The following is a 20,770-nucleotide window of genomic DNA, read 5'->3' as shown; positions in this document are numbered from 1 at the left end:
CAGGAGACCGCGGTGCCTGTGTAGGAGCTGGCTTGCCAGCGAAGGCGTCGTCACGTTGGAACACTGGTCGACCCCCTTACAATCAACCGCGCCGAAAAATCCACAGTCCGCACCGGCCCGTCATCCCCGCGCAACCGCTTGAGCAAACACTCGAACGCACTGGCGCCGATCTCTGCCGTCGGCTGGGCGAGGGCGGTGATGCCGCTGCCCACCAGCGGGTACCAATCCAGGTCATCAAGGGCGATCAGGCCGACATCCTCGAACAGGTTGCACTGCAATTCGCGCAGTGAATGGGTGCTGGCCAGCGCCGCAATACCGTTCGCGCAGAACAGTGCTTTCGGCCCGGGGCCAGGGTTATCGAGGAAAGTTTTCAGCTGCGCCGTCAGTCCGCTGCCGGTTTCGATCAGGGTGCCGCGAAGGGCCGGACGCTGGGCAATCTGCGCCCTGAAGCTGCTGACCCGCTCGATTCGCGAACTGGTGCCGTCGAACGGTTCGGTGACCAGCAGCACGTCGCGATAGCCGCGGTCTTCAAGGTGGGCGACGGCCATTTCGACCGCCGCCGGGTTGTCCAGCCCGACCAGATCGCTCTCGAGTTGCTCGACTTTACGGTCTACCAGCACCAGCGGCATTTCCCGATGCAGCTCGCGCAATTCATCGCGGTGGTGGCCGAGGGTATTCACGATCAGGCCTTCGATGTTGTAGGAGCGCAGCAGGGCCAGGTGCTGGCGTTCCTGCTCGTCATCGCGGTCGGTGTTGCACACCACCAGGCTGTAGCCATGCTGACGGCAGGCGGTTTCCACCCCGTGCATCACGGCAATCGAATAAGGGTTGCGGATATCGGCCACCAGCATGCCGATCAGGCGCGTGCGGCCGCGCTTCAGGCCGCGGGCCATCTGGTTCGGGCGGTAGCCCAGTTCGGCAATTGCCTGCTCGATGCGCAATGCGATCGCATCGGAGAGCAGGGCGCGGTCTTCGCCGATGAACCGCGAGACGCTGGCCTTGGAAACCTTGGCATGTTCAGCCACGTCGAGCATGGTCACGCGGCTGCGTTGGGCGGCGGAAAAATCGTTCACGGTCTGAAACCTTTTATTGGATTTATTAGGTTTGCGTGCCTGGCACTGAAACCGGTTTCAGAAGACACCAGAAACGAATCCGCCGTCAAGTGCCGGATTGATCGAACAACGAAAAAAGTCGACGGGTGGTGCTCAGGTCAACACGCCCAACCAGGTCGATCCCAGCAGTAACAGGGCCATGCAGCGATTGAAACCTTGTATCGCCCGCGGCGAGCGCAACCAGCCCGTTGAGCCCGCGCCGAGCAAGGCCCAGACGCCGAGGCACGGCAGGGATATCAGGAAAAAGGCCAGCGACAAATACACCACCTGGCCCAGGCGTTGCTCGCCACCGCCAGCAAACACGCTGACAACGGCCAGCGCCATCATCCAGGTTTTCGGGTTGATCAATTGCAGGCTGGCGGCCCCCACCCATCCGAGGCGAGCGTCGCTGTCATTGGGTTTGAGGCCTGCAGCGGGTGCGCTGAATATCTGCCACGCCAGGTAACTCAACCAGGTCACGCCTACCCACTGCATGGTGGATTGCACCATGGGCAGCGCGGTCAACGACGAACCGGCCCCGGTGCCGACCAGCAGCACAATGGTCGCGGCGCTGGCACAGGCGCCGAAGATGATCGGGACCGCAGCCGCCAAGCCATATCGGGCACTGTTGCTCAACACCAGGATATTGGTCGGGCCGGGGGTGATCGAGGCCACGAACGCAAATAACAGGAAGGGCAAGAACGTCGGGAAAGAAGACAACATGGCAGGCAACTCCGTTGAAAATCGTTGAATACGATCTTCACAATTGCCGGGTTACCTGTCTGGAAGATTTGAGCAGCGCTTGCGATACAGTGCGGGCGTCAGGCCGTAGGCGCGCACGAACCAACGGCCCAGATGGCTCTGATCGGCAAACCCCAGCTCCATGGCCACCGTCGCCGGTTGCTCACCGCGGGCCAGCATTCGACGAGCTGTCGCCAGGCGCAGTTGCACCAGATAGGCGTGGGGTGCGATACCAAAAGCCGCCTTGAACGCGCGGGTCAGGCGGAAGCGATCGACGCCCGTTGCGCTGGCCAGTTGATCGAGGCCGATGTCGTATCGAGCGTTGGCGTGCAGATACTCCCGCGCCTGCTTCGCCACCAGCGGCAGACGTGGATCCTCGCCATAACGCGCCCGCCAGTGCAGATGGCCGGTAAGGCGCTCGAGCAAGCCGTCGAGTGCGGTCTGGCGCACGATCTTCAGCTCGCCCTGATGCAGGGCCTGAAATGCCAGGCTTGTGGCGTGGGCCAGCCGCACGTCAGTGGCCAGGGTATTGGCGAAACTCAATTGACTGTTTTGCGCAGCGTTGTCGAACACCGCACTGAGTTCACGCTGCAACCACTGCGGATCGAGGTACAGCATGCGATAGGTGAAGCCATCCTCGGTCGGTGCTTCGCCGTCATGGATATCACCGGGTTCGAGCAGGAACACCTTGCCCGGCGTGCTTTGATGTTTCGCCCGCCGACAGTGGAACTGCTGAACCCCTTGCTCGGTAACGCCCACCAGATAGCTGTCATGCCAATGCGGGTCGTAGGCGTGGCCCCTGAAATGCGCGCGCAGCGTCTCGATGCCGGTGTCGGCATCCTGGGCCAGGTCGATCCAGTTGTGAGTGGTCATGCTGCACCTGCGAAACGGGTTGCCGAGCTATTGAACGCCGGTGTCGAGGGTGGCGACTAGAACGTTTGTGCACGGATCAGTTGAACAGGCCTGCCGCGATGTTGATCGAGAAGCCGAGAATGGCCGTATTGAACACAAAGCCGATCAGCGACTGTGCCAGCACGATCTTGCGCAACTCCCGGGTCGCCACCCCGACATCCGAGGTCTGCACCGCCACGCCGATGGTGAACGAGAAGTACAGGAAGTCCCAGTAATCGGGGTTCGTCAAACCTTCGGCAAAACGCAGTGCCGGGTCCTTGCCGTGCCAGGTGTAGAACAGTCGTGCGTAGTGCACGCTGAAGATTACCCCGATCAGCAGCCAGGAGCCAATCACGGTCAGGGCAGTGAAGCCGTAGTGCAGCAGCTTGCGGGTGGTTTCCAGGTCCCGGCTGCCGGCCAGCTCGAAAGCGATGGTCGCCAGGCTGGCGATCGCGGCGATGCACACGACGAACAGCACCAGCCCGGCGTTTTCATCCTCGATCTCGGCGATGCGTTTCACGTCCGGCGCCTTGGCGCGCACGGTGAGCCAGAACATCAGTACCAGGTAAGTCCAGACACCGGCATTCCAGCCGAAGAGGATTTTGCTGATGATCGAATCGGCCGGAGCCAGGATGCCCACGGCAATGCCGAGCGTGGCGGCGGCGGACAGGCGCGGGTGGGTGCGGGCGAGGAGGGGCATGTGTACTCGAAGGGCCAGGGTGTGCAAACACCATAGCACCCTGTAGGAACTGGCTTGCCAGCGCCTACAGGGGGATGTGTTGTTGGCTAGATATCGTCAGGGCGCGTGCGCACCAGCTTCATCACCACCACGAAAAACACCGGCACGAACAGCACCGCCAGGGTCGCGGTGATCATCCCGCCGATCACCCCGGTGCCGATGGCTTGCTGGCTCGCCGAACTGGCGCCCGTGGCAATCGCCAGCGGCACCACGCCGAGGATGAACGCCAGTGAGGTCATGACAATCGGCCGCAATCGCAGGCGTGCGGCTTGCAGGGTGGCGTCGATCAGGTCGTGACCTTCGTCGACCAGGCTCTTGGCGAATTCGATGATCAGGATCGCATTCTTCGCCGACAGGCCGATGATGGTGATCAGCCCGACCTTGAAGAACACGTCGTTGGGCATCCCGCGCAGGGTCACGGCCAACACCGCGCCGAGTACGCCGAGCGGCACCACCAGCAACACCGAAGTCGGGATCGACCAGCTTTCATACAACGCCGCCAGGCACAGGAACACGATCAGCAACGACAACCCGAGCAGGATCGGCGCCTGGCTGCCCGACAGGCGTTCCTGCAGCGACAAGCCGGTCCATTCCTGGCCCAGTCCCGCCGGACCAAGCGCCACCAGCCGCTCGATTTCCGCCATGGCTTCACCGGTGCTGTAACCCGGTTTCGGTTCGCCGGAAATACTGATCGCCGGGTAACCGTTGTAACGGGTCAGCTGCGCCGGGCCCTGGGTCCATTTGGCCTGGACGAAGGCCGACAGCGGCACCATGTTTCCAGCGCTGTTGCGCACATGCATGTGCAACAGATCGGCGACCTGGCTGCGCTGATCGCCTTCGGCCTGCACCACCACCCGCTGCATCCGCCCCTGGTTGGGGAAGTCGTTGATGTAGGCCGAACCGACCGCGGTGGACAGCACGCTGCCGATGTCGGCAAAGGACACCCCCAGCGCGTTGGCCTGTTTGCGGTCGACTTCCAGCTGCACCTGCGGCGCTTCAGCCAGGGCGCTTTCGCGGACGTTCATCAGGATCGGGCTTTTTTCGGCGGCCTCGAGCAGTTCGGTGCGCGCCTGCATCAGCGTGGCATGGCCGAGGCCACCACGATCCTGCAGGCGGAACTCGAAACCGCTGGAGGTGCCGAGGCCGTCCACGGGCGGCGGCAGGATGGCGAAGGCCACCGCGTCCTTGATCTGGCTCAATGCGATATTGGCGCGGTCGGCAATTGAACTGGCGGAGTCCTCGCTGCCGCGATCGGACCAGTCCTTGAGCGTGGTGAATGCCAATGCCGCGTTCTGGCCGCTGCCGGAAAAGCTGAAACCGAGAATCACTGTGCTGTCGCCCACCCCGGGTTCAGTGGCGTTGTGCGCTTCGATCTGTTCGACCACCTGCACTGTGCGGTGCTTGCTCGCACCCGGCGGCAGTTGCACGTCGGTGATGGTATAGCCCTGGTCTTCCACCGGCAGGAACGAGGAGGGCAGGCGACTGAAGCAAATCCCCAGGCCGATCAACAGCACGCCGTAGATCAACAGGTAGCGACCGGTGCGCTTCAACGCGTAGGCGACCCAGCCCTGATAACTTACGGTCAGTTGCTCGAAGCGGCGGTTGAACCAGCCAAAGAACCCGCGTTTCTCATGATGCTCGCCTTTGGCGATCGGCTTGAGCAACGTCGCGCAGAGTGCCGGGGTCAAGGTCAGGGCGAGCAACGCCGAGAACAGGATCGAGGTCGCCATCGACAAGGAGAACTGTCGGTAGATCACCCCGACCGAGCCCTGCATGAATGCCATGGGAATGAACACCGCCACCAGCACCAGGGTGATGCCGATGATCGCACCGGTGATCTGCTGCATCGCCTTGCGCGTCGCCTCCTTGGGCGACAGGCCTTCGCTGACCATGATCCGTTCGACGTTTTCCACCACCACAATCGCGTCGTCGACCAGGATGCCGATGGCCAGGACCATGCCGAACATGGTCAGCACGTTGATTGAAAAGCCCAGGGCCAACATGGTCGCGAAGGTGCCCATCAGCGCCACCGGCACCACCAGGGTCGGAATCAGCGTGTAGCGGATGTTTTGCAGGAACAGAAACATCACCGCGAACACCAGCACCATCGCCTCGACGAGGGTGTAGACCACCTTGGTGATCGAGACCTTGACGAAAGGCGAGGTGTCGTACGGGATCTTGTATTCGACATTGGCGGGGAAGTAGCGCGCCAGTTCGTCCATCTTCGCCCGCACCAGGGTCGCGGTGCTCAGGGCATTGGCGCCGGGGGACAATTGCACGCCGACCGCGGTCGATGGCTTGCCGTTCAGGCGGGTGCCGAACTGGTATTCCTGACTGCCGATCTCGACCCGCGCCACATCGCCGATGCGCACAGTGGAGCCGTCGGGGTTGGCCTTGAGCACGATGTCGGCGAATTCTTCCGGGGTCGACAACTGACCCTTGACCAGAATGGTCGCGGTGATTTCCTGGGTGCCGCGGGTCGGCAAGTCGCCGATGCTGCCAGCTGAAATCTGGGCGTTCTGCGCGACGATGGCGGCGTTGACGTCGGCCGGGGTCAGGTTGAATCCGATGAGCTTGCGCGGGTCGATCCAGATGCGCATCGCCCGTTCCGCGCCGTACAGCTGGGCCTTGCCAACCCCGTCCAGGCGCTTGATCTCGTTCATCACATTGCGCGCCAGGTAATCGCTGAGCGCCACGTCGTCGAGCTTGCCGTCGCTGGAGGTCAGGGTGATCAGCAGCAGGAAACCGGCGGAGACTTTCTCCACTTGCAAACCCTGCTGGTTGACCGCTTGCGGCAGGCGCGACTCGATGACTTTCAGGCGGTTCTGCACATCGACCTGGGCCATTTCCGGGTTGGTGCCCGGCTGGAAGGTGGCTTTGATCGTCGCACTGCCGAGGCTGCTTTGCGATTCGAAATACAGCAGATGATCGGCGCCGTTGAGCTCTTCCTCGATCAGGCTGACCACGCTTTCGTCCACGGTCTGCGCCGAAGCGCCGGGGTACACGGCGTAGATCTCGATCTGCGGCGGGGCGACGTCGGGGTACTGCGCCACCGGCAGCTGCGGAATGGCCAGGGCCCCGGCCAGCAGGATAAACAGGGCGACCACCCAGGCGAACACCGGGCGATCGATAAAGAACTGCGGCATAAAAAAGCGTCCTGCTTACTGACCAGAAGCCTGGGCAAGGGGAAGAGGGGTGTCGTCGATCTGCACTTTCTCGCCGGGCTTGGCGTGTTGCAGGCCTTCGATGACGATGCGGTCGCCGGCCTTGAGGCCGCCGGTGACGATCCAGCGATCGTTCTGCACCGGGCCCAGCTCCACCGGCTGTTGGCCGACCCGTTGTTCGGCGTCGAGCAACAGCACCTGGGCGATGCCGGCGCTGTCGCGCTGGATGGCCCGTTGCGGCACGCTGATGCCCTGTTGGTTGACCGCTTGTTCCAGGCGCACGCGCACGAAACTGCCGGGCAACAGGTCGAGGTCCGGGTTGGGGAACTCGCTGCGCAGGATGATCTGGCCGGTGCCCGGGTCGACAGTGATGTCGGTGAACAGCAGCTTGCCCGGCAACGGGTAGAGGCTGCCGTCGTCCTGGATCAACGTGGCCTTGGCCTGGTCCTGGCCGACCTGCTGCAACTGCCCGGAGCGAAAGGCGCGGCGCAGGTCGTTGAGTTCGCGGGTCGACTGGGTGAGGTCGGCGTGAATCGGGTTGAGCTGTTGGATCAAGGCCAGTGGCGTGGTTTCGTTCTGCCCGACCAGGGCGCCTTCGGTCACTAGCGCGCGGCCGATGCGCCCGGAAATCGGCGCGGTGACGGTGGCGTAGCCCAGGTTCAGTTTCGCCCGCTGCACCGCGGCCTGGTTGGCGGCGACGTCGGCCGCGGTCTGGCGTACGGCCGCCCGGGCGTTGTCGTAGTCCTGGCCGCTGATCGCATTGCCTTCGATCAACTGGGCGTAACGGTGCTCCTGCAAGCGCGCCTGGAAGGCATTGGCCTCGGCTTTGCGTAACGCAGCCTCGGCGCTGTCCAGGTCGGCCTTGAACGGTGCCGGGTCGATGCGAAACAGCACATCGCCCTGTTTCACGTCGCTGCCTTCACGGAAGGTCCGTTGCAGCACCACGCCGGCCACCCGGGCGCGGACTTCGGCGATGCGCGGCGCGGCGATGCGACCGCTCAGTTCGCTGCTGATCGACAGCGGCCGGGCTGACAGGGTCTCGATGCGAACCGTGGCCAGCGGCGCCTGCTCTTCGGCAGTCGGGGCCTTGTCGCAAGCGCTCAGCGTCAACGCCAGTGCGATCAGGCTGAGCTTGGCAAGCAGGTTGTTTGACATGTAATAACCCCAATAATGACCCCGGCATCCTACGGGGAGGCGGGGAAGGTATCGGTTAAGCTTTGTAGGTGCTGTGTGAAATTGTGTAAGGGTTTTGCACGGGGGTGGGTGAGGGCGTATATCCTTTGCAGCTTGATTCTTTTTGCGCCTGTTCCGGCCTCTTCGCGGGCAAGCCCGCTCCCACAGTCGTCGGCGGAGTTCACAAAATCTGTGTTCCCATCAGATCCCTGTGGGAGCGGGCTTGCCCGCGAAGAGGCCGGAACAGACGCCACAGCAACTTCTGGAAACACCCCATGCCCAACATCCTCCTGGTCGAAGACGACACCGCCCTCGCCGAACTGATCGCCAGCTACCTGGAACGCAACGGCTATTGCGTCAGCGTGATCGGCCGCGGCGACCACGTGCGCGAACGGGCGCGGGTCGATCCGCCGGACCTGGTGATCCTCGACCTGATGCTGCCGGGGCTGGACGGCCTGCAAGTCTGTCGGTTGCTGCGCGCCGATTCGGCCACGTTGCCGATCCTGATGCTCACCGCCCGCGACGACAGCCACGACCAGGTGCTGGGCCTGGAGATGGGGGCCGACGACTACGTCACCAAACCCTGCGAGCCGCGGGTGCTGCTGGCCCGGGTGCGGACCTTGCTGCGGCGCAGCAGCCTCGGCGAGCCGCAGACCGCCAACGACCGCATCCTCATGGGCAACCTGTGCATCGACCTGTCCGAACGCACCGTGACCTGGCGCGGACAACCTGTCGAACTGTCCAGCGGCGAATACAACCTGCTGGTGGTGCTGGCCCGGCATGCCGGCGAAGTGCTCAGCCGCGACCAGATCCTGCAGCGCTTGCGCGGCATCGAGTTCAACGGCACCGACCGCTCGGTGGACGTGGCGATTTCCAAGTTGCGGCGCAAGTTCGGCGATTGCGCCGGCGAGGCGCGCAAGATCAAGACGGTCTGGGGCAAGGGCTACCTGTTCAGCCGTTCCGAGTGGGAATGCTGAGCCGATGTTCAGAATCCTGTTTCGCCTGTACCTGGTGACCATCGTCTCGTTCAGCGCGGCGATCTACCTGGTGCCGGACCTGGTGATCAAGGTCTTTCACGAGCGTTTTCTCACCTATAACCTCGACTATTCCCGCGGCCTGCAGACCCTCATCGTCAAACAGTTCCATTCTGTGCCCCCGGCGCAATGGCCGGCCCTGGCGGCTGAGATGGATAAAGAGTTCCAGCCGCTGCACATCGTGCTGAGCGGCAACGACGATGCCGACTTCACCCTCGATGAACGGCAACGTCTGCAGCGCGGCGAGAACATCGTGCGCATTGGCGACTGGGGCTGGCGCACCCTGGCGGCGTCGCCGCTGAACGAACGCACGGTGGTGCAAATGGTGGTGCCGCCGGACCCGACGGACGTCAGTTTGCTGTACTGGAGCATCAACGTGCTGATCGGCGCGACCATGCTCGCCTGCCTGTTGCTGTGGCTGCGCCCGCACTGGCGTGATCTGGAGCGCCTCAAGGGCACGGCGGAGCGCTTCGGCAAGGGCCAGTTGGGCGAGCGCACGCGAATCTCCGCCAGCTCCAACATCGGCAGCCTGGCCAACGTGTTCGACACCATGGCCGGCGACATCGAGAACCTGCTCAACCAGCAGCGGGACCTGCTCAATGCCGTCTCCCACGAATTGCGCACGCCCCTGACGCGCCTGGATTTCGGCCTGGCCCTGGCGCTGTCGGATGACCTGCCGGCCGCCAGCCGCGAGCGCCTGCAAGGTCTGGTGGCACACATCCGCGAACTCGATGAACTGGTGCTGGAGTTACTGTCCTACAGCCGCCTGCAAAACCCGGCGCAGCTGCCCGAACAGGTCGAAGTCTCGCTGGATGAATTCATCGACAGCATCCTCGGCAGCGTCGACGAAGAACTTGAATCCCCCGACATCGTCATCGACGTGTTGCTCCACGGCCAGCTCGAACGCTTCAGCCTCGACCCGCGCCTGACCGCCCGCGCCATTCAGAACCTGCTGCGCAACGCCATGCGCTACTGCGAAAAAAGGATTCAGATCGGCGTACAGGTTGGCCCGAAGGGTTGTGAGATCTGGGTCGACGACGATGGCATCGGCATTCCCGATGATGAGCGTGAGCGGATATTCGAGCCGTTCTATCGCCTGGATCGCAGCCGGGATCGAGCCACGGGCGGGTTTGGCCTGGGGTTGGCGATCAGTCGTCGGGCGCTGGAGGCTCAGGGTGGCACGCTGACCGTCGAGGCATCGCCGCTGGGCGGAGCGCGGTTCAGGTTGTGGTTGCCGATGCCTGGCTGATCCCTGGACCCTGTGGGAGCGGGCTTGCTCGCGAAGACGGCGGCCCAGTCAATATTGATGTCGCCTGACACACCGCCTTCGTCGGATCGCCGCCCGGAGCAAGCCCGCTCCCACATTGGACTTCCTGTGTGTCATGAATTTCATGAACACAGTCGATCCAATGTGGGAAATTCTATTTTTTGGGGGGAACCCCGAAGCATAGAATTTGGCTAGTACTCGCTGCGATCTTTTGATCTGCGCTCGGCAACCATAAAAAAGCCCGGCCATCAAAACGATGGCCGGGCTTTTTTTGCGCAAAAGGAACTGTGTCGTCAGATCAAACCTTGACGATCCAGCCTGCTGGAGCTTCGACGTCACCGGTCTGCACGCCCGTCAGCTCTTTGTAGAGCTTCTGGGTGATCGGGCCGACGTCGGTTTCGCTGTGGAACACGTGCAGCTTGTCGTTATAGCTGATGCCGCCGATCGGCGTGATCACCGCGGCAGTGCCGCAGGCGCCGGCTTCCTTGAAGTCGGACAGCTTGTCGATGAACACGTCGCCTTCGATCACTTCCAGGCCCAGACGGGACTTGGCCAGTTCGATCAACGACAGGCGGGTGATGCCCGGCAGCACCGACGGCGAGTTCGGGGTGACGAACTTGTCGTCGTGGGTGATCCCGAAGAAGTTGGCCGAACCGACTTCCTCGATTTTGGTGTGGGTCATCGGGTCCAGGTAGATGCAGTCGGCAAAGTGCGCCTTTTTGGCCAGGGAGTTCGGCATCAGGCTGGCGGCGTAGTTGCCACCGACCTTGGCCGCACCGGTGCCTTGTGGAGCTGCGCGGTCGTAGCTGGAGATCAGGAAATTGTGCGGGGTCAGGCCGCCCTTGAAGTAGGCGCCGACCGGGATGCAGAAGATCGAGAAGATGAACTCGGGGGCGGTACGCACGCCGATGTTGTCACCCACGCCGATCACGAACGGACGCAGGTACAGCGCGCCGCCGGTGCCGTAAGGCGGGATGAAACGCTCGTTGGCGCGGACCACGTCCTTGCAGGCTTCGATGAACTGCTCGGTGGACACCTGCGGCATCAGCAGGCGCGCGCAGCTGCGTTGCATGCGGGCGGCGTTCTGGTCCGGGCGGAACAGGTTGATCGAGCCGTCCTTGCACCGATAGGCCTTCAGGCCTTCGAAGCATTGCTGGCCATAGTGAAGGGCAGTGGAGCCTTCGCTGATGTGCAGCACATTGTCTTCGGTCAGGGTGCCTGCGTCCCACTCGCCATTACGCCAGTGCGACAAATAGCGCTTGTCTGTCTTGATGTAGTCAAAACCCAACTTGTCCCAATTGATGCTTTCGTTACCCATGACACCCTCTATCGCTTAACAACCGCCGAAACGGTTCAAGGCTTCTGACGTTTTTTCTGGATGGGGACAACAATACTTCATTCCGGGCCCTTTTCGCAGCCCGGAATGCGATCCTTTGTAGGCGCGAGCTTGCTCGCGATGAACTCGAGAACACTGCGGGGTATCAGGCCTGCCGCGTTATCGTTGACGACCATCGCGAGCAAGCTCGCTCCTACAGGGGTTCGGCTAGAGATGCAACGCGTGGCCGAGGGCCCGCAACGCCGCTTCCTGCACCGCTTCGCCGAGTGTCGGATGCGCATGGATCGTCCCGGCGATGTCTTCCAGCCGTGCGCCCATTTCCAGGCTCTGGCCAAACGCCGTCGACAATTCCGAAACACCCACACCCACCGCCTGCCAGCCGACAATCACATGATTGTCACGCCGCGCCACGACCCGCACGAAGCCGCTTTTCGACTCCAGGGTCATCGCCCGGCCATTGGCCGCAAACGGGAAGCTCGACACGATGCAGTCCAGCCCTGCAGCCTTGGCCTCGTCCGGCGTCTTGCCGACCACCACCAGTTCCGGGTCGGTAAAGCACACGGCAGCGATGGCGGTGGGGTTGAACTCGCGGGATTTACCGCTGATCAGCTCGGCCACCATATCGCCCTGGGCCATGGCCCGGTGCGCGAGCATCGGTTCGCCGCTCAGGTCGCCGATGGCGTACACGTTGCGCATGCTGGTCTGGCAGCGGTTGTCGATCTTGATCGCCGACCCGTTCATGTCCAGGTTCAGCGCTTCGAGGTTCCAGCCCTGGGTATTGGGTTTGCGCCCGACAGCCACCAATACCTGATCGGTTTCCAGGTTCAGGGTGTCGCCGCCCGGCGCAAGTACTTGCAGTGTATTATTAATAGAATCAAAGCCTTGAACGCTATGCTTCAAGTAAAGCCTGACTCCGAGTTTTTTCAGTTCATCATGCACTGGCTGCGTCAGCTCGGCATCGTAGGCTGGCAGGATGCGGTCTTGCGCTTCGACCACGCTGACTTCGGCGCCGAGCTTGCGATAGGCGATTCCCAGCTCCAGACCGATGTAACCGCCACCGACCACGACCAGCCGTTTCGGCACGGACGTCGGCGCCAGGGCTTCGGTGGAAGAGATGATCGGCCCGCCAATCGGCAGCATCGGCAGGTTCACACTGTTTGAGCCGGTGGCCAGCACCAGGTGCTCGCACTGAATGCGCGTGTCGCCGACGTCGACCGTCTTGCCGTCGATGACCTTGGCCCAGCCCTGAATGACCTGGATCTTGTGCTTCTTCATCAGCGCCGAGACGCCGGTGGTCAGGCGATCGACGATGCCGTCCTTCCACTCGACGCTCTTGCCGATGTCGAGGGTCGGCGCCGAAACGCTGATGCCCAACGCCGAATGCTGGCTGTGGTGCTGCGTCTGATGAAACTGTTCGGCGACATGGATCAGCGCCTTTGAAGGAATGCAGCCGATGTTCAGGCAGGTGCCGCCCAACGAAGCGCCTTCCACCAGAATGGTCGGAATGCCCAGCTGGCCGGCACGAATCGCCGTCACATAACCGCCAGGGCCGCCGCCGATGATCAGCAGCGTGGTGTTCAAATTCTGCATGTCTTACTCCACGAACAAGGTGGCGGGTTGTTCGAGCAAGCCACGAACCGCCTGGATGAATTGCGCCGCGTCCATGCCGTCGACCACGCGGTGATCGAAAGAGCTGGAGAGGTTCATCATCTTGCGAATCACGATCTGGCCTTTGACCACCATCGGCCGTTCGACGATTTTGTTCACGCCGACGATCGCCACTTCCGGCAGGTTCAACACCGGGGTACTGACGATGCCGCCCAACGCGCCGAGGCTGGTCAGGGTGATGCTGGAGCCGGACAGCTCGTCGCGGCTGGCCTTGCCAATGCGTGCGGCGGTGGCCAGACGGGAGATTTCCGTGGCGCTGTCCCACAGGCTGCGCGCTTCGGCGTGACGCACCACTGGCACCATCAAACCGATGTCGGCCTGGGTGGCGATGCCTACGTGCACCGCGCCGAGGCGAGTGATGACCTGGGCTTCGTCGTCGTAACGGGCGTTGATCTGCGGGAAATCGCGCAGGGCGACAACCAGGGCGCGGACCAGAAATGGCAACAGCGTCAGCTTGCCACGGGTCGCACCGTGCTTTTCATTGAGGTGCGCGCGCAACTCTTCCACGGCGGTAACGTCGATTTCTTCCACATAGCTGAAATGGGCGGCGCGCTGGGTGGCGTCCTGCATGCGCTGGGCGATCTTGCGGCGCATGCCGATCACCGGGATCTGTTCTTCGTCGTTACGCTGGGCGTAAGCGGCAGTCGCCGATGACTGGGCTTGCTGACCTTGGGCCAGATAGGTCTCGAGGTCTTCGTGCAACACGCGACCGGCTGGGCCGGTGCCCCGCACCAGACGCAGCTGGATGCCCAGGTCCAGTGCATGTTTGCGCACGGCCGGGGAGGCCAGCGGGCGTTCGCCGGCTTCGCGGGCCACCATCGGGCCTTGGCAAACGGCGGCTCGTGGCGCTGCAGCCTCGACTGGTTTGCTGGCCACCACGGCTTCAGCTTTCGGAGCCGCAACCGTAGCTTCTTTAACTGGTGCAGGCTGGGCCGACTCTTTAACGTTGCCCGCGCCTTCGACTTCAATGCTGATCAAGATGCTGCCCACCGCCATGACTTCGCCAGGCTGTCCGCCCAGCGCAATCACCTTGCCATGCACCGGGGACGGGATGTCGACCATCGCCTTGTCGGTCATGACATCGGCCAACACCTGATCTTCGACGACCATGTCGCCGACCTTGACGTGCCACACCGACAATTCAACTTCTGCAATGCCTTCGCCAATGTCCGGCATTTTAATAACGTGCGTGCCCATTCAGACCTCCATGACCCGTTTCAACGCCGCGCCCACTCGGGACGGACCTGGGAAATACGCCCACTCTTGCGCGTGCGGGTAGGGGGTGTCCCAGCCGGTGACGCGCTCGATCGGCGCTTCCAGGTAGTGGAAGCAGTGCTCCTGCACCAGGGCCACCAGTTCGGCACCGAAACCGCAGGTGCGGGTCGCTTCGTGAACGATGACGCAACGTCCGGTTTTCTTCACCGACTTGACGATGGTGTCCAGGTCCAGCGGCCACAGGCTGCGCAGGTCGATGACTTCCGCGTCGATGCCGGTTTCTTCGGCGGCGACTTGCGAGACGTAGACGGTGGTGCCGTAGGTCAGGATGGTCACTTCCTTGCCCGGACGGGTGATGGCGGCGACGTCCAGCGGCACGGTGTAGTAACCGTCCGGCACTTGGGCGGCCGGGTGTTTCGACCACGGGGTCACAGGGCGATCGTGGTGACCGTCGAACGGGCCGTTGTACAGGCGCTTTGGCTCGAGAAAGATCACCGGGTCATCGTTTTCGATGGAGGCGATCAGCAGGCCCTTGGCGTCGTAAGGGTTTGACGGCATGACCGTGCGCAGGCCGCAGACCTGGGTGAACATCGCCTCGATGCTCTGGCTGTGGGTCTGGCCGCCATAGATGCCGCCGCCGCAAGGCATGCGCAGGGTCATCGGCGCGGTGAACTCGCCGGCCGAGCGATAACGCAGGCGGGCGGCTTCGGAAATGATCTGGTCCGAGGCCGGGTAGACGTAGTCGGCGAACTGGATCTCGGCCACCGGCCGCAAACCGTAGGCGCCCATGCCCACGGCGACGCCGACGATGCCGCTTTCAGAGATCGGCGCGTCGAACACCCGGGAGGTGCCGTACTTGGTCTGCAGGCCTTCGGTGCAACGGAACACGCCGCCGAAGTAGCCCACGTCCTGGCCGAATACGACGACGTTGTCATCACGCTCAAGCATCACATCCATGGCCGAGCGCAGGGCCTGGATCATGGTCATGGTGGTCGTGGTCATGGCGGTATCCAACTGAATATTGCTGTTGTGATCGTTCATGTCAGATCCCCAACTCTTGACGCTGGCGCTTCAAGTGCTCCGGCATCTCTTTATAGACGTCTTCGAACATGGTCGCGGCGCTCGGGATCTGGCCGCCGGCGAGGGTGCCGTACTGCTCGGCCTGTTTCTGCGCGGCGATCACTTCGGCTTCCAGTTCGGCGCTGACGGCGAGGTGTTCCTCTTCGGACCACTGGCCGATTTTCACCAGGTGCTGCTTGAGGCGCGCAATCGGGTCGCCCAACGGGAAATAGCTCCAGTCGTCGGCAGGCCGGTATTTGGACGGATCATCGGAGGTCGAGTGCGGGCCGGCGCGGTAGGTGACCCATTCGATCATGGTCGGGCCGAGGTTGCGGCGCGCACGTTCGGCGGCCCACGCGGAGGCGGCGTACACGGCGTAGAAGTCGTTGCCGTCGACTCGCAGGGAGGCGATGCCGCAGCCGACGCCACGACCGGCGAAGGTGGTGGCTTCACCACCGGCAATCGCCTGGAACGTGGAAATCGCCCACTGGTTGTTGACCACGTTGAGGATCACCGGCGCCCGGTAGACGTGGGCAAAGGTGAGGGCGGTGTGGAAGTCCGATTCGGCGGTGGCGCCGTCGCCGATCCAGGCCGAGGCGATTTTGGTGTCGCCCTTGATCGCCGAGGCCATGCCCCAACCCACGCCTTGGATGAACTGGGTGGCGAGGTTGCCGGAAATGGTGAAGAACCCCGCGTCCTTGACCGAGTACATGATCGGTAACTGACGGCCCTTGAGCGGATCGCGCTCGTTGGACAACAGTTGGCAGATCAGGTCCACCAGCGGCACATCCCGCGCCATCAGGATGCTTTGCTGGCGGTAGGTCGGAAAGCACATGTCGTCGATGTTCAAGGCCAGGGCCTGGCCGCTGCCGATGGCTTCTTCGCCGAGGCTCTGCATGTAGAACGACATTTTTTTCTGGCGCTGGGCGACGACCATGCGGTTGTCATAGATCCGCGTCTTGAGCATGGCGCGCATGCCTTTACGCAGGATCTCCACCGGCACGCCTTCGGCCCACTCGCCAAGGGCATTGCCCTGGTCGTCGAGCACCCGGATCAGGCCCTTGGCCAGGTCCGCGGTTTCGGCGGGTTCAACATCGATTGGGGGTTTGCGCGCCAGACCGGCGTCGGTCAGACGCAGGTAGGAGAAGTCGGTTTTGCACCCTGGACGGCCCGAAGGTTCCGGAACGTGCAGGCGCAGCGGTTCGTACGCTTGGTTCATGGCTTCTACGCTCGATCTTGTGGATTTTCTTGTAGTGAGCTGACAGTCATTCTTCTGTCGGAGAATTCTTGTCCTACAACAATCATAGGCCGGACCCAGGAGAATATTTCTCTGTGTTTCATTGCGCTGGAAGCCATTTGAGGATAAAAAATCTGCATAAACATAAAATCACAGGTGTTTTTGTCTCATGCGCAAACTGGACCGTACCGATATCGGCATTTTGAACAGCCTTCAGGAGAATGCGCGGATCACCAACGCCGACCTCGCACGCTCGGTCAACCTGTCGCCGACCCCCTGTTTCAACCGGGTCAAGGCCATGGAGGAACTGGGGCTGATTCGCGAACAGGTCACCCTGCTGGATGCCGATCTGTTGGGGCTGCACGTGAATGTGTTCATTCATGTCAGCCTGGAGAAACAGGTGGAGGAGGCGCTGCAGCATTTCGAAGAGGCGATCTCGGATCGCCCGGAAGTCATGGAGTGCTACCTGATGGCCGGCGACCCGGACTACCTGATCCGGGTGCTGGTGCCAACCATTCAGTCGCTGGAGCGCTTCATGATGGACTTTTTGACCAAGGTGCCGGGGGTGGCGAATATCCGGTCGAGCTTCGCGCTCAAGCAGGTGAGGTACAAGACGGCGCTGCCGTTGCCGGCCAACGGCCTGACCCTCGGCAATTGACCTGTAAACCGCCGGTTTATGCAACACCGCAACCCTGTAGGGGCTGGCTTGCCAGCGAACGCGCCCTCAAGTCTTGCAGCGCCCATGACGACGCCTTCGCCAGCAAGCCGGCTCCTACACAGGGTCAGAGTGTGTTCAGGGGGATTTTCAGGTAGGTGATGCCGTTGTCTTCTGCCGGCGGCAAATTCCCCGCACGCACATTCACCTGGATCGCCGGCAGCAACAGCGTCGGCATGCCCAACCCGGCGTCGCGCCGGTTGCGCATGGCGACGAACGCGGGTTCGTCGACGCCGTCGTGGACGTGGATATTGCTTTTACGTTGCTCGCCCACCGTCGTCATGCACCGCGGTTCACGCCCCCCGGTAGGGTAATCGTGGCAAACGTAAAGACTGACGCCAGCGGGGAAGGCCAGCAGTTTGTGGATCGATGTGAACATCTGGCTGGCATTGCCACCGGGGAAGTCGCAACGGGCGGTACCGACGTCCGGCATGAACAGCGTATCGCCCACCAGGATCTGCTCGCCATCGACCAGATAGGCCATGTCCGCCGGGGTGTGGCCGGGCACATGCAGGGCCGTGGCCTTGAGGTTGCCGATCATGAACGACTCGTCCGGCGCGAACAGGTGATCGAACTGCGAACCGTCGACGGCAAATTCGGGCTCAAGGTTGAACAGGGTCTTGAACACGTCCTGAACCTTGCCGATGGACTGACCGATCGCGATCTTGCCGCCCAGTTGCCGGCGCAGATAGGGCGCGGCGGACAGATGATCGGCGTGGGCGTGGGTTTCCAGCAACCATTGCACCTGCAAGCGATGCTGGCGGACAAAAGCGATGAGCCGGTCAGCCTGAGTGGTCGCGGTGCGCCCGGCGGCGGGGTCGTAGTCGAGCACTGGATCGACGATCGCGCATTGACTGCCATCGGCTTCGTAGATGACGTAGCTGTAAGTGGACGAAGCGGGGTCGAGGAAAGCTTCAATCAAGGCGGACATGGTGGCTTATTTTCGGGGGGACAGACCATGAGGGTAGTTTCATTTTCCCCGGGTTGACCACCCCCCTATCAATTCTGTTAATGAAAAAACCTGTACGGGCTCTATCCTGTCACTCAATCGATACCGGGCGTTCCCGGCTTTTTTTCGCGGATCATGAGTGTTTTATGTTGCTGGCAGGTTTTTTTGGCGTGGTGATGGGCCTGGTCCTTGGATTGACCGGTGCCGGTGGCGGGATTCTTGCGGTGCCGGCCCTGGTGCTGGGGTTGGGGCTGACCATGACCCAGGCGGCACCGATCGCTCTGTTTGCGGTGGGCAGCGCGGCGGCGGTCGGGGCCATCGATGGTTTGCGTCACGGTCTGGTGCGCTACCGCGCGGCGCTGTTGATCGCCTTGTTGGGGGCGATTTTTTCGCCGGTGGGCATCTTCTTCGCCCATCAGTTGCCGGAAAAGATCCTGATGATCCTGTTCAGCCTGCTGATGGTGATGGTCGCCTGGCGCATGCTGCGCCGTGAGCGCCGGGAGCCAGGACCGAGCGACCATGGCCACGCCAACTGGGGCCAGAAGAACTGCATGCTCGATCAGCAGACCGGGCGCTTTTCATGGACCGCCAAATGCACCGCGACCCTGGCGGCACTCGGTGCGGTGACCGGGGTAGTCTCCGGGCTGCTCGGGGTGGGCGGCGGTTTCCTGATCGTCCCGGCCTTCAAGCAACTGACCGACGTGCAGATGCGCGGGATCGTCGCCACCTCCCTGATGGTGATCAGCCTGATCTCGGCGATCGGCGTCATCGGCGCGTTTCACGCCGGGGTGCGCATCGACGGTGTGGGCGTGGTGTTCATTGTCGCGAGCATCGTCGGCATGGTCATCGGCCGCAAGCTGTGCGCGCGCGTACCGGCCCGGGTCTTGCAGATCGGCTTCGCCAGCATCTGCGTGGTGGTCGCCGCCTACATGCTCTACAGAGCGGGCGCCTAGCGGGTACCGGTGCCTGTGGATGCCAGTCGCATCCACAGGCGTACACCCTAAGTGGCGAGCCTTGCCCGCGGGTGGTCTTACATCGTATTCGCCGCGCGCTACCCGCCACTCCAAAGCAGCTGAAAACCAGCGCCAAGGCAGCGTATGCCGCCGCCGGTCCGCTTTCGATAATCGCCTCCGACATCAAGTCCCCCGTTGCGGAGCGCGCCATGCACAACAATAAGAACTTCAAGCATCGTTATTTGCCTGCCTTTTTCGCCAGCCTGTCGACCCTCGGTTTGAGTGGCATGGCCGAGGCCGAGATCATGCTGTACGACAAGGACCAGACCACGTTTTCCACCGATGGCTACGTCAACGCCTTCTACGTCAACAGCGATGTCGACCGTGCCGGCGAGCAGTACGACCGTCGGCAGTCGCGGGTCAAGATGGGGTTTCTGCCCAACTACCTGGGCTTCAACATGGGCAAGCAGGTCGATGACCTCAAGCTCGGCGCCCGCGCCTCGTTCTGGGTCACCATCAACGACAGCGAAACCAACGGCACCGACACCGCCATCGATGTGCGGCAGTTCTACGGCACGGTGGCCAACCCGCAATGGGGCGAAGTGCTGATCGGCAAGGACTTCGGCCTGTTTGCCCGTTCCAACATCCTGCTCGATGAATTGCTCGCCGGTTATGGCCAGGTCAGCGATACCCTGGGATTGGTGGACGGTGGCGGCGTGTCGTTCGGCAACATCGGCACCGGTTACCCGTATCCGTTCCCCACTTCGCAGATCACCTACCGCACGCCGGTGATGGACGGCCTGCGGGTGGCGGTCGGGATCATGGACCCGGTGGACACCAACGACAGCAGCCCGACGGGCAAGGCGTACCAGGAGAACCCGCGCACCGAGAGCGAGATCACTTATCAGTTCGACCTCGCGGGGGCGAAGATCTACAGCTGGGTCAACGGCAGCTACCAGACTTCGGACAACACCGATTCCAGCGTCGAATCGATCACTTCCAAAGGCGTCGGCTACGGCGTACAGGCGAAAATGGGCGGCTTGTCGCTGACCGGGTCCGGTTTCCAGGCCAAGGGCATCAACCCGTTCTTCACCAACAACGCCGGCGAACCGACCCTGCGCAATGTCGACAGCGACGGCTACCTGCTGCAGGGTTCGTACAAACTGGGCAAGAATCGCCTGGCCTTGTCGTATGGCAAGACCAACGATGACGGCAATGGCGTGGTCGGCAGCGGCGCGGATTACGAGACCCGCGGGGTTGCGCTGTTCCATGACGTCAATGACAACCTGAAATTGGTGGCCGAGTACAACCAGTTCGAGATCAACGGGCATGACACCAGTGCGCAGAATGAAGACACCGACACCTTTGCGGTGGGGGCGGTGTTGACCTGGTAACGCCGGAACCGGCATCACGCAGGTCCCCTGTAGGAGCTGGCTTGCCAGCGAAGACGGTGTGTCAGTCAACGAAGATGTTGAATGTTAAGCCGCCTTCGCTGGCAAGCCAGCTCCTACAGGGGATTTGCGTTGCCTTGGATATCC

17 protein-coding genes and 1 pseudogene are annotated in these 20,770 nt (G+C 62.5%); 5 read left to right on the top strand and 13 right to left on the bottom strand.

Features of this window, described 5'->3' with window-relative positions:
• Positions 1 to 50: 50 nt before the first annotated feature.
• The 6 genes from ELQ88_RS19040 to ELQ88_RS19015 all read right to left on the bottom strand — a co-directional run bounded on the left by ELQ88_RS19040 (position 51) and on the right by ELQ88_RS19015 (position 7,781).
• Complete coding sequence (locus tag ELQ88_RS19040) at positions 51 to 1,073, bottom strand: LacI family DNA-binding transcriptional regulator (RefSeq protein WP_138966981.1); 1,023 nt, start codon at positions 1,071 to 1,073, stop codon at positions 51 to 53.
• A 132-nt stretch (positions 1,074 to 1,205) separates the two neighbouring features.
• Positions 1,206 to 1,814: a LysE family translocator gene (locus ELQ88_RS19035; protein WP_138966979.1), complete on the bottom strand. Its 609-nt coding sequence runs from the start codon at positions 1,812 to 1,814 to the stop codon at positions 1,206 to 1,208.
• Positions 1,815 to 1,865: 51 nt separating this feature from the next.
• Positions 1,866 to 2,705 (bottom strand): AraC family transcriptional regulator, encoded by an 840-nt coding sequence (locus ELQ88_RS19030; protein ID WP_138966977.1) that lies wholly within the window; start codon positions 2,703 to 2,705, stop codon positions 1,866 to 1,868.
• 76 nt (positions 2,706 to 2,781) lie between these two features.
• The gene (locus ELQ88_RS19025; protein ID WP_138966975.1) at positions 2,782 to 3,423 is read right to left on the bottom strand and encodes a DUF1345 domain-containing protein; all 642 of its coding nucleotides are present in this window, start codon (positions 3,421 to 3,423) and stop codon (positions 2,782 to 2,784) included.
• An 86-nt stretch (positions 3,424 to 3,509) separates the two neighbouring features.
• Entirely contained in the window at positions 3,510 to 6,608 is a 3,099-nt protein-coding gene (locus ELQ88_RS19020) for an efflux RND transporter permease subunit (protein ID WP_138966973.1), read from the bottom strand.
• 15 nt (positions 6,609 to 6,623) lie between these two features.
• Positions 6,624 to 7,781: an efflux RND transporter periplasmic adaptor subunit gene (locus ELQ88_RS19015; protein WP_138966971.1), complete on the bottom strand. Its 1,158-nt coding sequence runs from the start codon at positions 7,779 to 7,781 to the stop codon at positions 6,624 to 6,626.
• A gap of 293 nt (positions 7,782 to 8,074) precedes the next feature.
• Between ELQ88_RS19015 and ELQ88_RS19010 the strand changes: the two genes are divergently transcribed.
• The gene (locus ELQ88_RS19010) at positions 8,075 to 8,776 is read left to right on the top strand and encodes a response regulator transcription factor (protein ID WP_128869824.1); all 702 of its coding nucleotides are present in this window, start codon (positions 8,075 to 8,077) and stop codon (positions 8,774 to 8,776) included.
• A gap of 4 nt (positions 8,777 to 8,780) precedes the next feature.
• Positions 8,781 to 10,082 (top strand): ATP-binding protein, encoded by a 1,302-nt coding sequence (locus ELQ88_RS19005; protein ID WP_138966969.1) that lies wholly within the window; start codon positions 8,781 to 8,783, stop codon positions 10,080 to 10,082.
• A gap of 316 nt (positions 10,083 to 10,398) precedes the next feature.
• Here the strand turns inward: ELQ88_RS19005 and ELQ88_RS18995 are convergent, their stop codons facing one another.
• The 6 genes and pseudogenes from ELQ88_RS18995 to ELQ88_RS18975 form a co-directional block, all read right to left on the bottom strand.
• Positions 10,399 to 11,418 carry a branched-chain amino acid aminotransferase gene (locus tag ELQ88_RS18995; RefSeq protein ID WP_128869821.1) on the bottom strand — a complete coding sequence of 340 codons (1,020 nt, stop codon included), beginning with the start codon at positions 11,416 to 11,418 and terminating at the stop codon, positions 10,399 to 10,401.
• A 116-nt stretch (positions 11,419 to 11,534) separates the two neighbouring features.
• Positions 11,535 to 11,612: pseudogene (locus ELQ88_RS35055) on the bottom strand (YqgE/AlgH family protein); the annotation flags it as partial.
• A gap of 31 nt (positions 11,613 to 11,643) precedes the next feature.
• Entirely contained in the window at positions 11,644 to 13,026 is a 1,383-nt protein-coding gene (gene lpdA, locus ELQ88_RS18990; protein ID WP_138966967.1) for a dihydrolipoyl dehydrogenase, read from the bottom strand.
• Between the two features lie 3 nt (positions 13,027 to 13,029).
• Positions 13,030 to 14,301, bottom strand: coding sequence for a dihydrolipoamide acetyltransferase family protein (locus ELQ88_RS18985; RefSeq protein WP_138966965.1), 1,272 nt, complete (start codon positions 14,299 to 14,301; stop codon positions 13,030 to 13,032).
• Complete coding sequence (locus ELQ88_RS18980; RefSeq protein WP_138966963.1) at positions 14,302 to 15,360, bottom strand: alpha-ketoacid dehydrogenase subunit beta; 1,059 nt, start codon at positions 15,358 to 15,360, stop codon at positions 14,302 to 14,304.
• Between the two features lies 1 nt (position 15,361).
• On the bottom strand, positions 15,362 to 16,597 hold the full coding sequence (locus ELQ88_RS18975; protein WP_138966962.1) for a 3-methyl-2-oxobutanoate dehydrogenase (2-methylpropanoyl-transferring) subunit alpha: 1,236 nt from the start codon (positions 16,595 to 16,597) through the stop codon (positions 15,362 to 15,364).
• Positions 16,598 to 16,784: 187 nt separating this feature from the next.
• Here ELQ88_RS18975 and bkdR point away from each other — a divergent pair, with 187 nt between their 5' ends.
• A complete protein-coding gene (gene bkdR / locus ELQ88_RS18970; protein WP_007915088.1) occupies positions 16,785 to 17,273 on the top strand; it encodes a Bkd operon transcriptional regulator BkdR in 489 nt (162 codons plus the stop codon).
• 124 nt (positions 17,274 to 17,397) lie between these two features.
• Here the strand turns inward: bkdR and ELQ88_RS18965 are convergent, their stop codons facing one another.
• Positions 17,398 to 18,261, bottom strand: a complete 864-nt coding sequence (locus ELQ88_RS18965; RefSeq protein WP_138966960.1) for an MBL fold metallo-hydrolase — start codon at positions 18,259 to 18,261, stop codon at positions 17,398 to 17,400.
• A 164-nt stretch (positions 18,262 to 18,425) separates the two neighbouring features.
• Between ELQ88_RS18965 and ELQ88_RS18960 the strand changes: the two genes are divergently transcribed.
• On the top strand, positions 18,426 to 19,232 hold the full coding sequence (locus ELQ88_RS18960; RefSeq protein ID WP_138966958.1) for a sulfite exporter TauE/SafE family protein: 807 nt from the start codon (positions 18,426 to 18,428) through the stop codon (positions 19,230 to 19,232).
• Positions 19,233 to 19,441: 209 nt separating this feature from the next.
• Positions 19,442 to 20,626: a porin gene (locus ELQ88_RS18955; protein ID WP_128869817.1), complete on the top strand. Its 1,185-nt coding sequence runs from the start codon at positions 19,442 to 19,444 to the stop codon at positions 20,624 to 20,626.
• Positions 20,627 to 20,770 lie beyond the last annotated feature (144 nt).

This window comes from Pseudomonas sp. MPC6, from assembly GCF_006094435.1.
Taxonomy (GTDB): domain Bacteria; phylum Pseudomonadota; class Gammaproteobacteria; order Pseudomonadales; family Pseudomonadaceae; genus Aquipseudomonas.
This window is presented reverse-complemented; position numbering and strand designations above follow the sequence as displayed.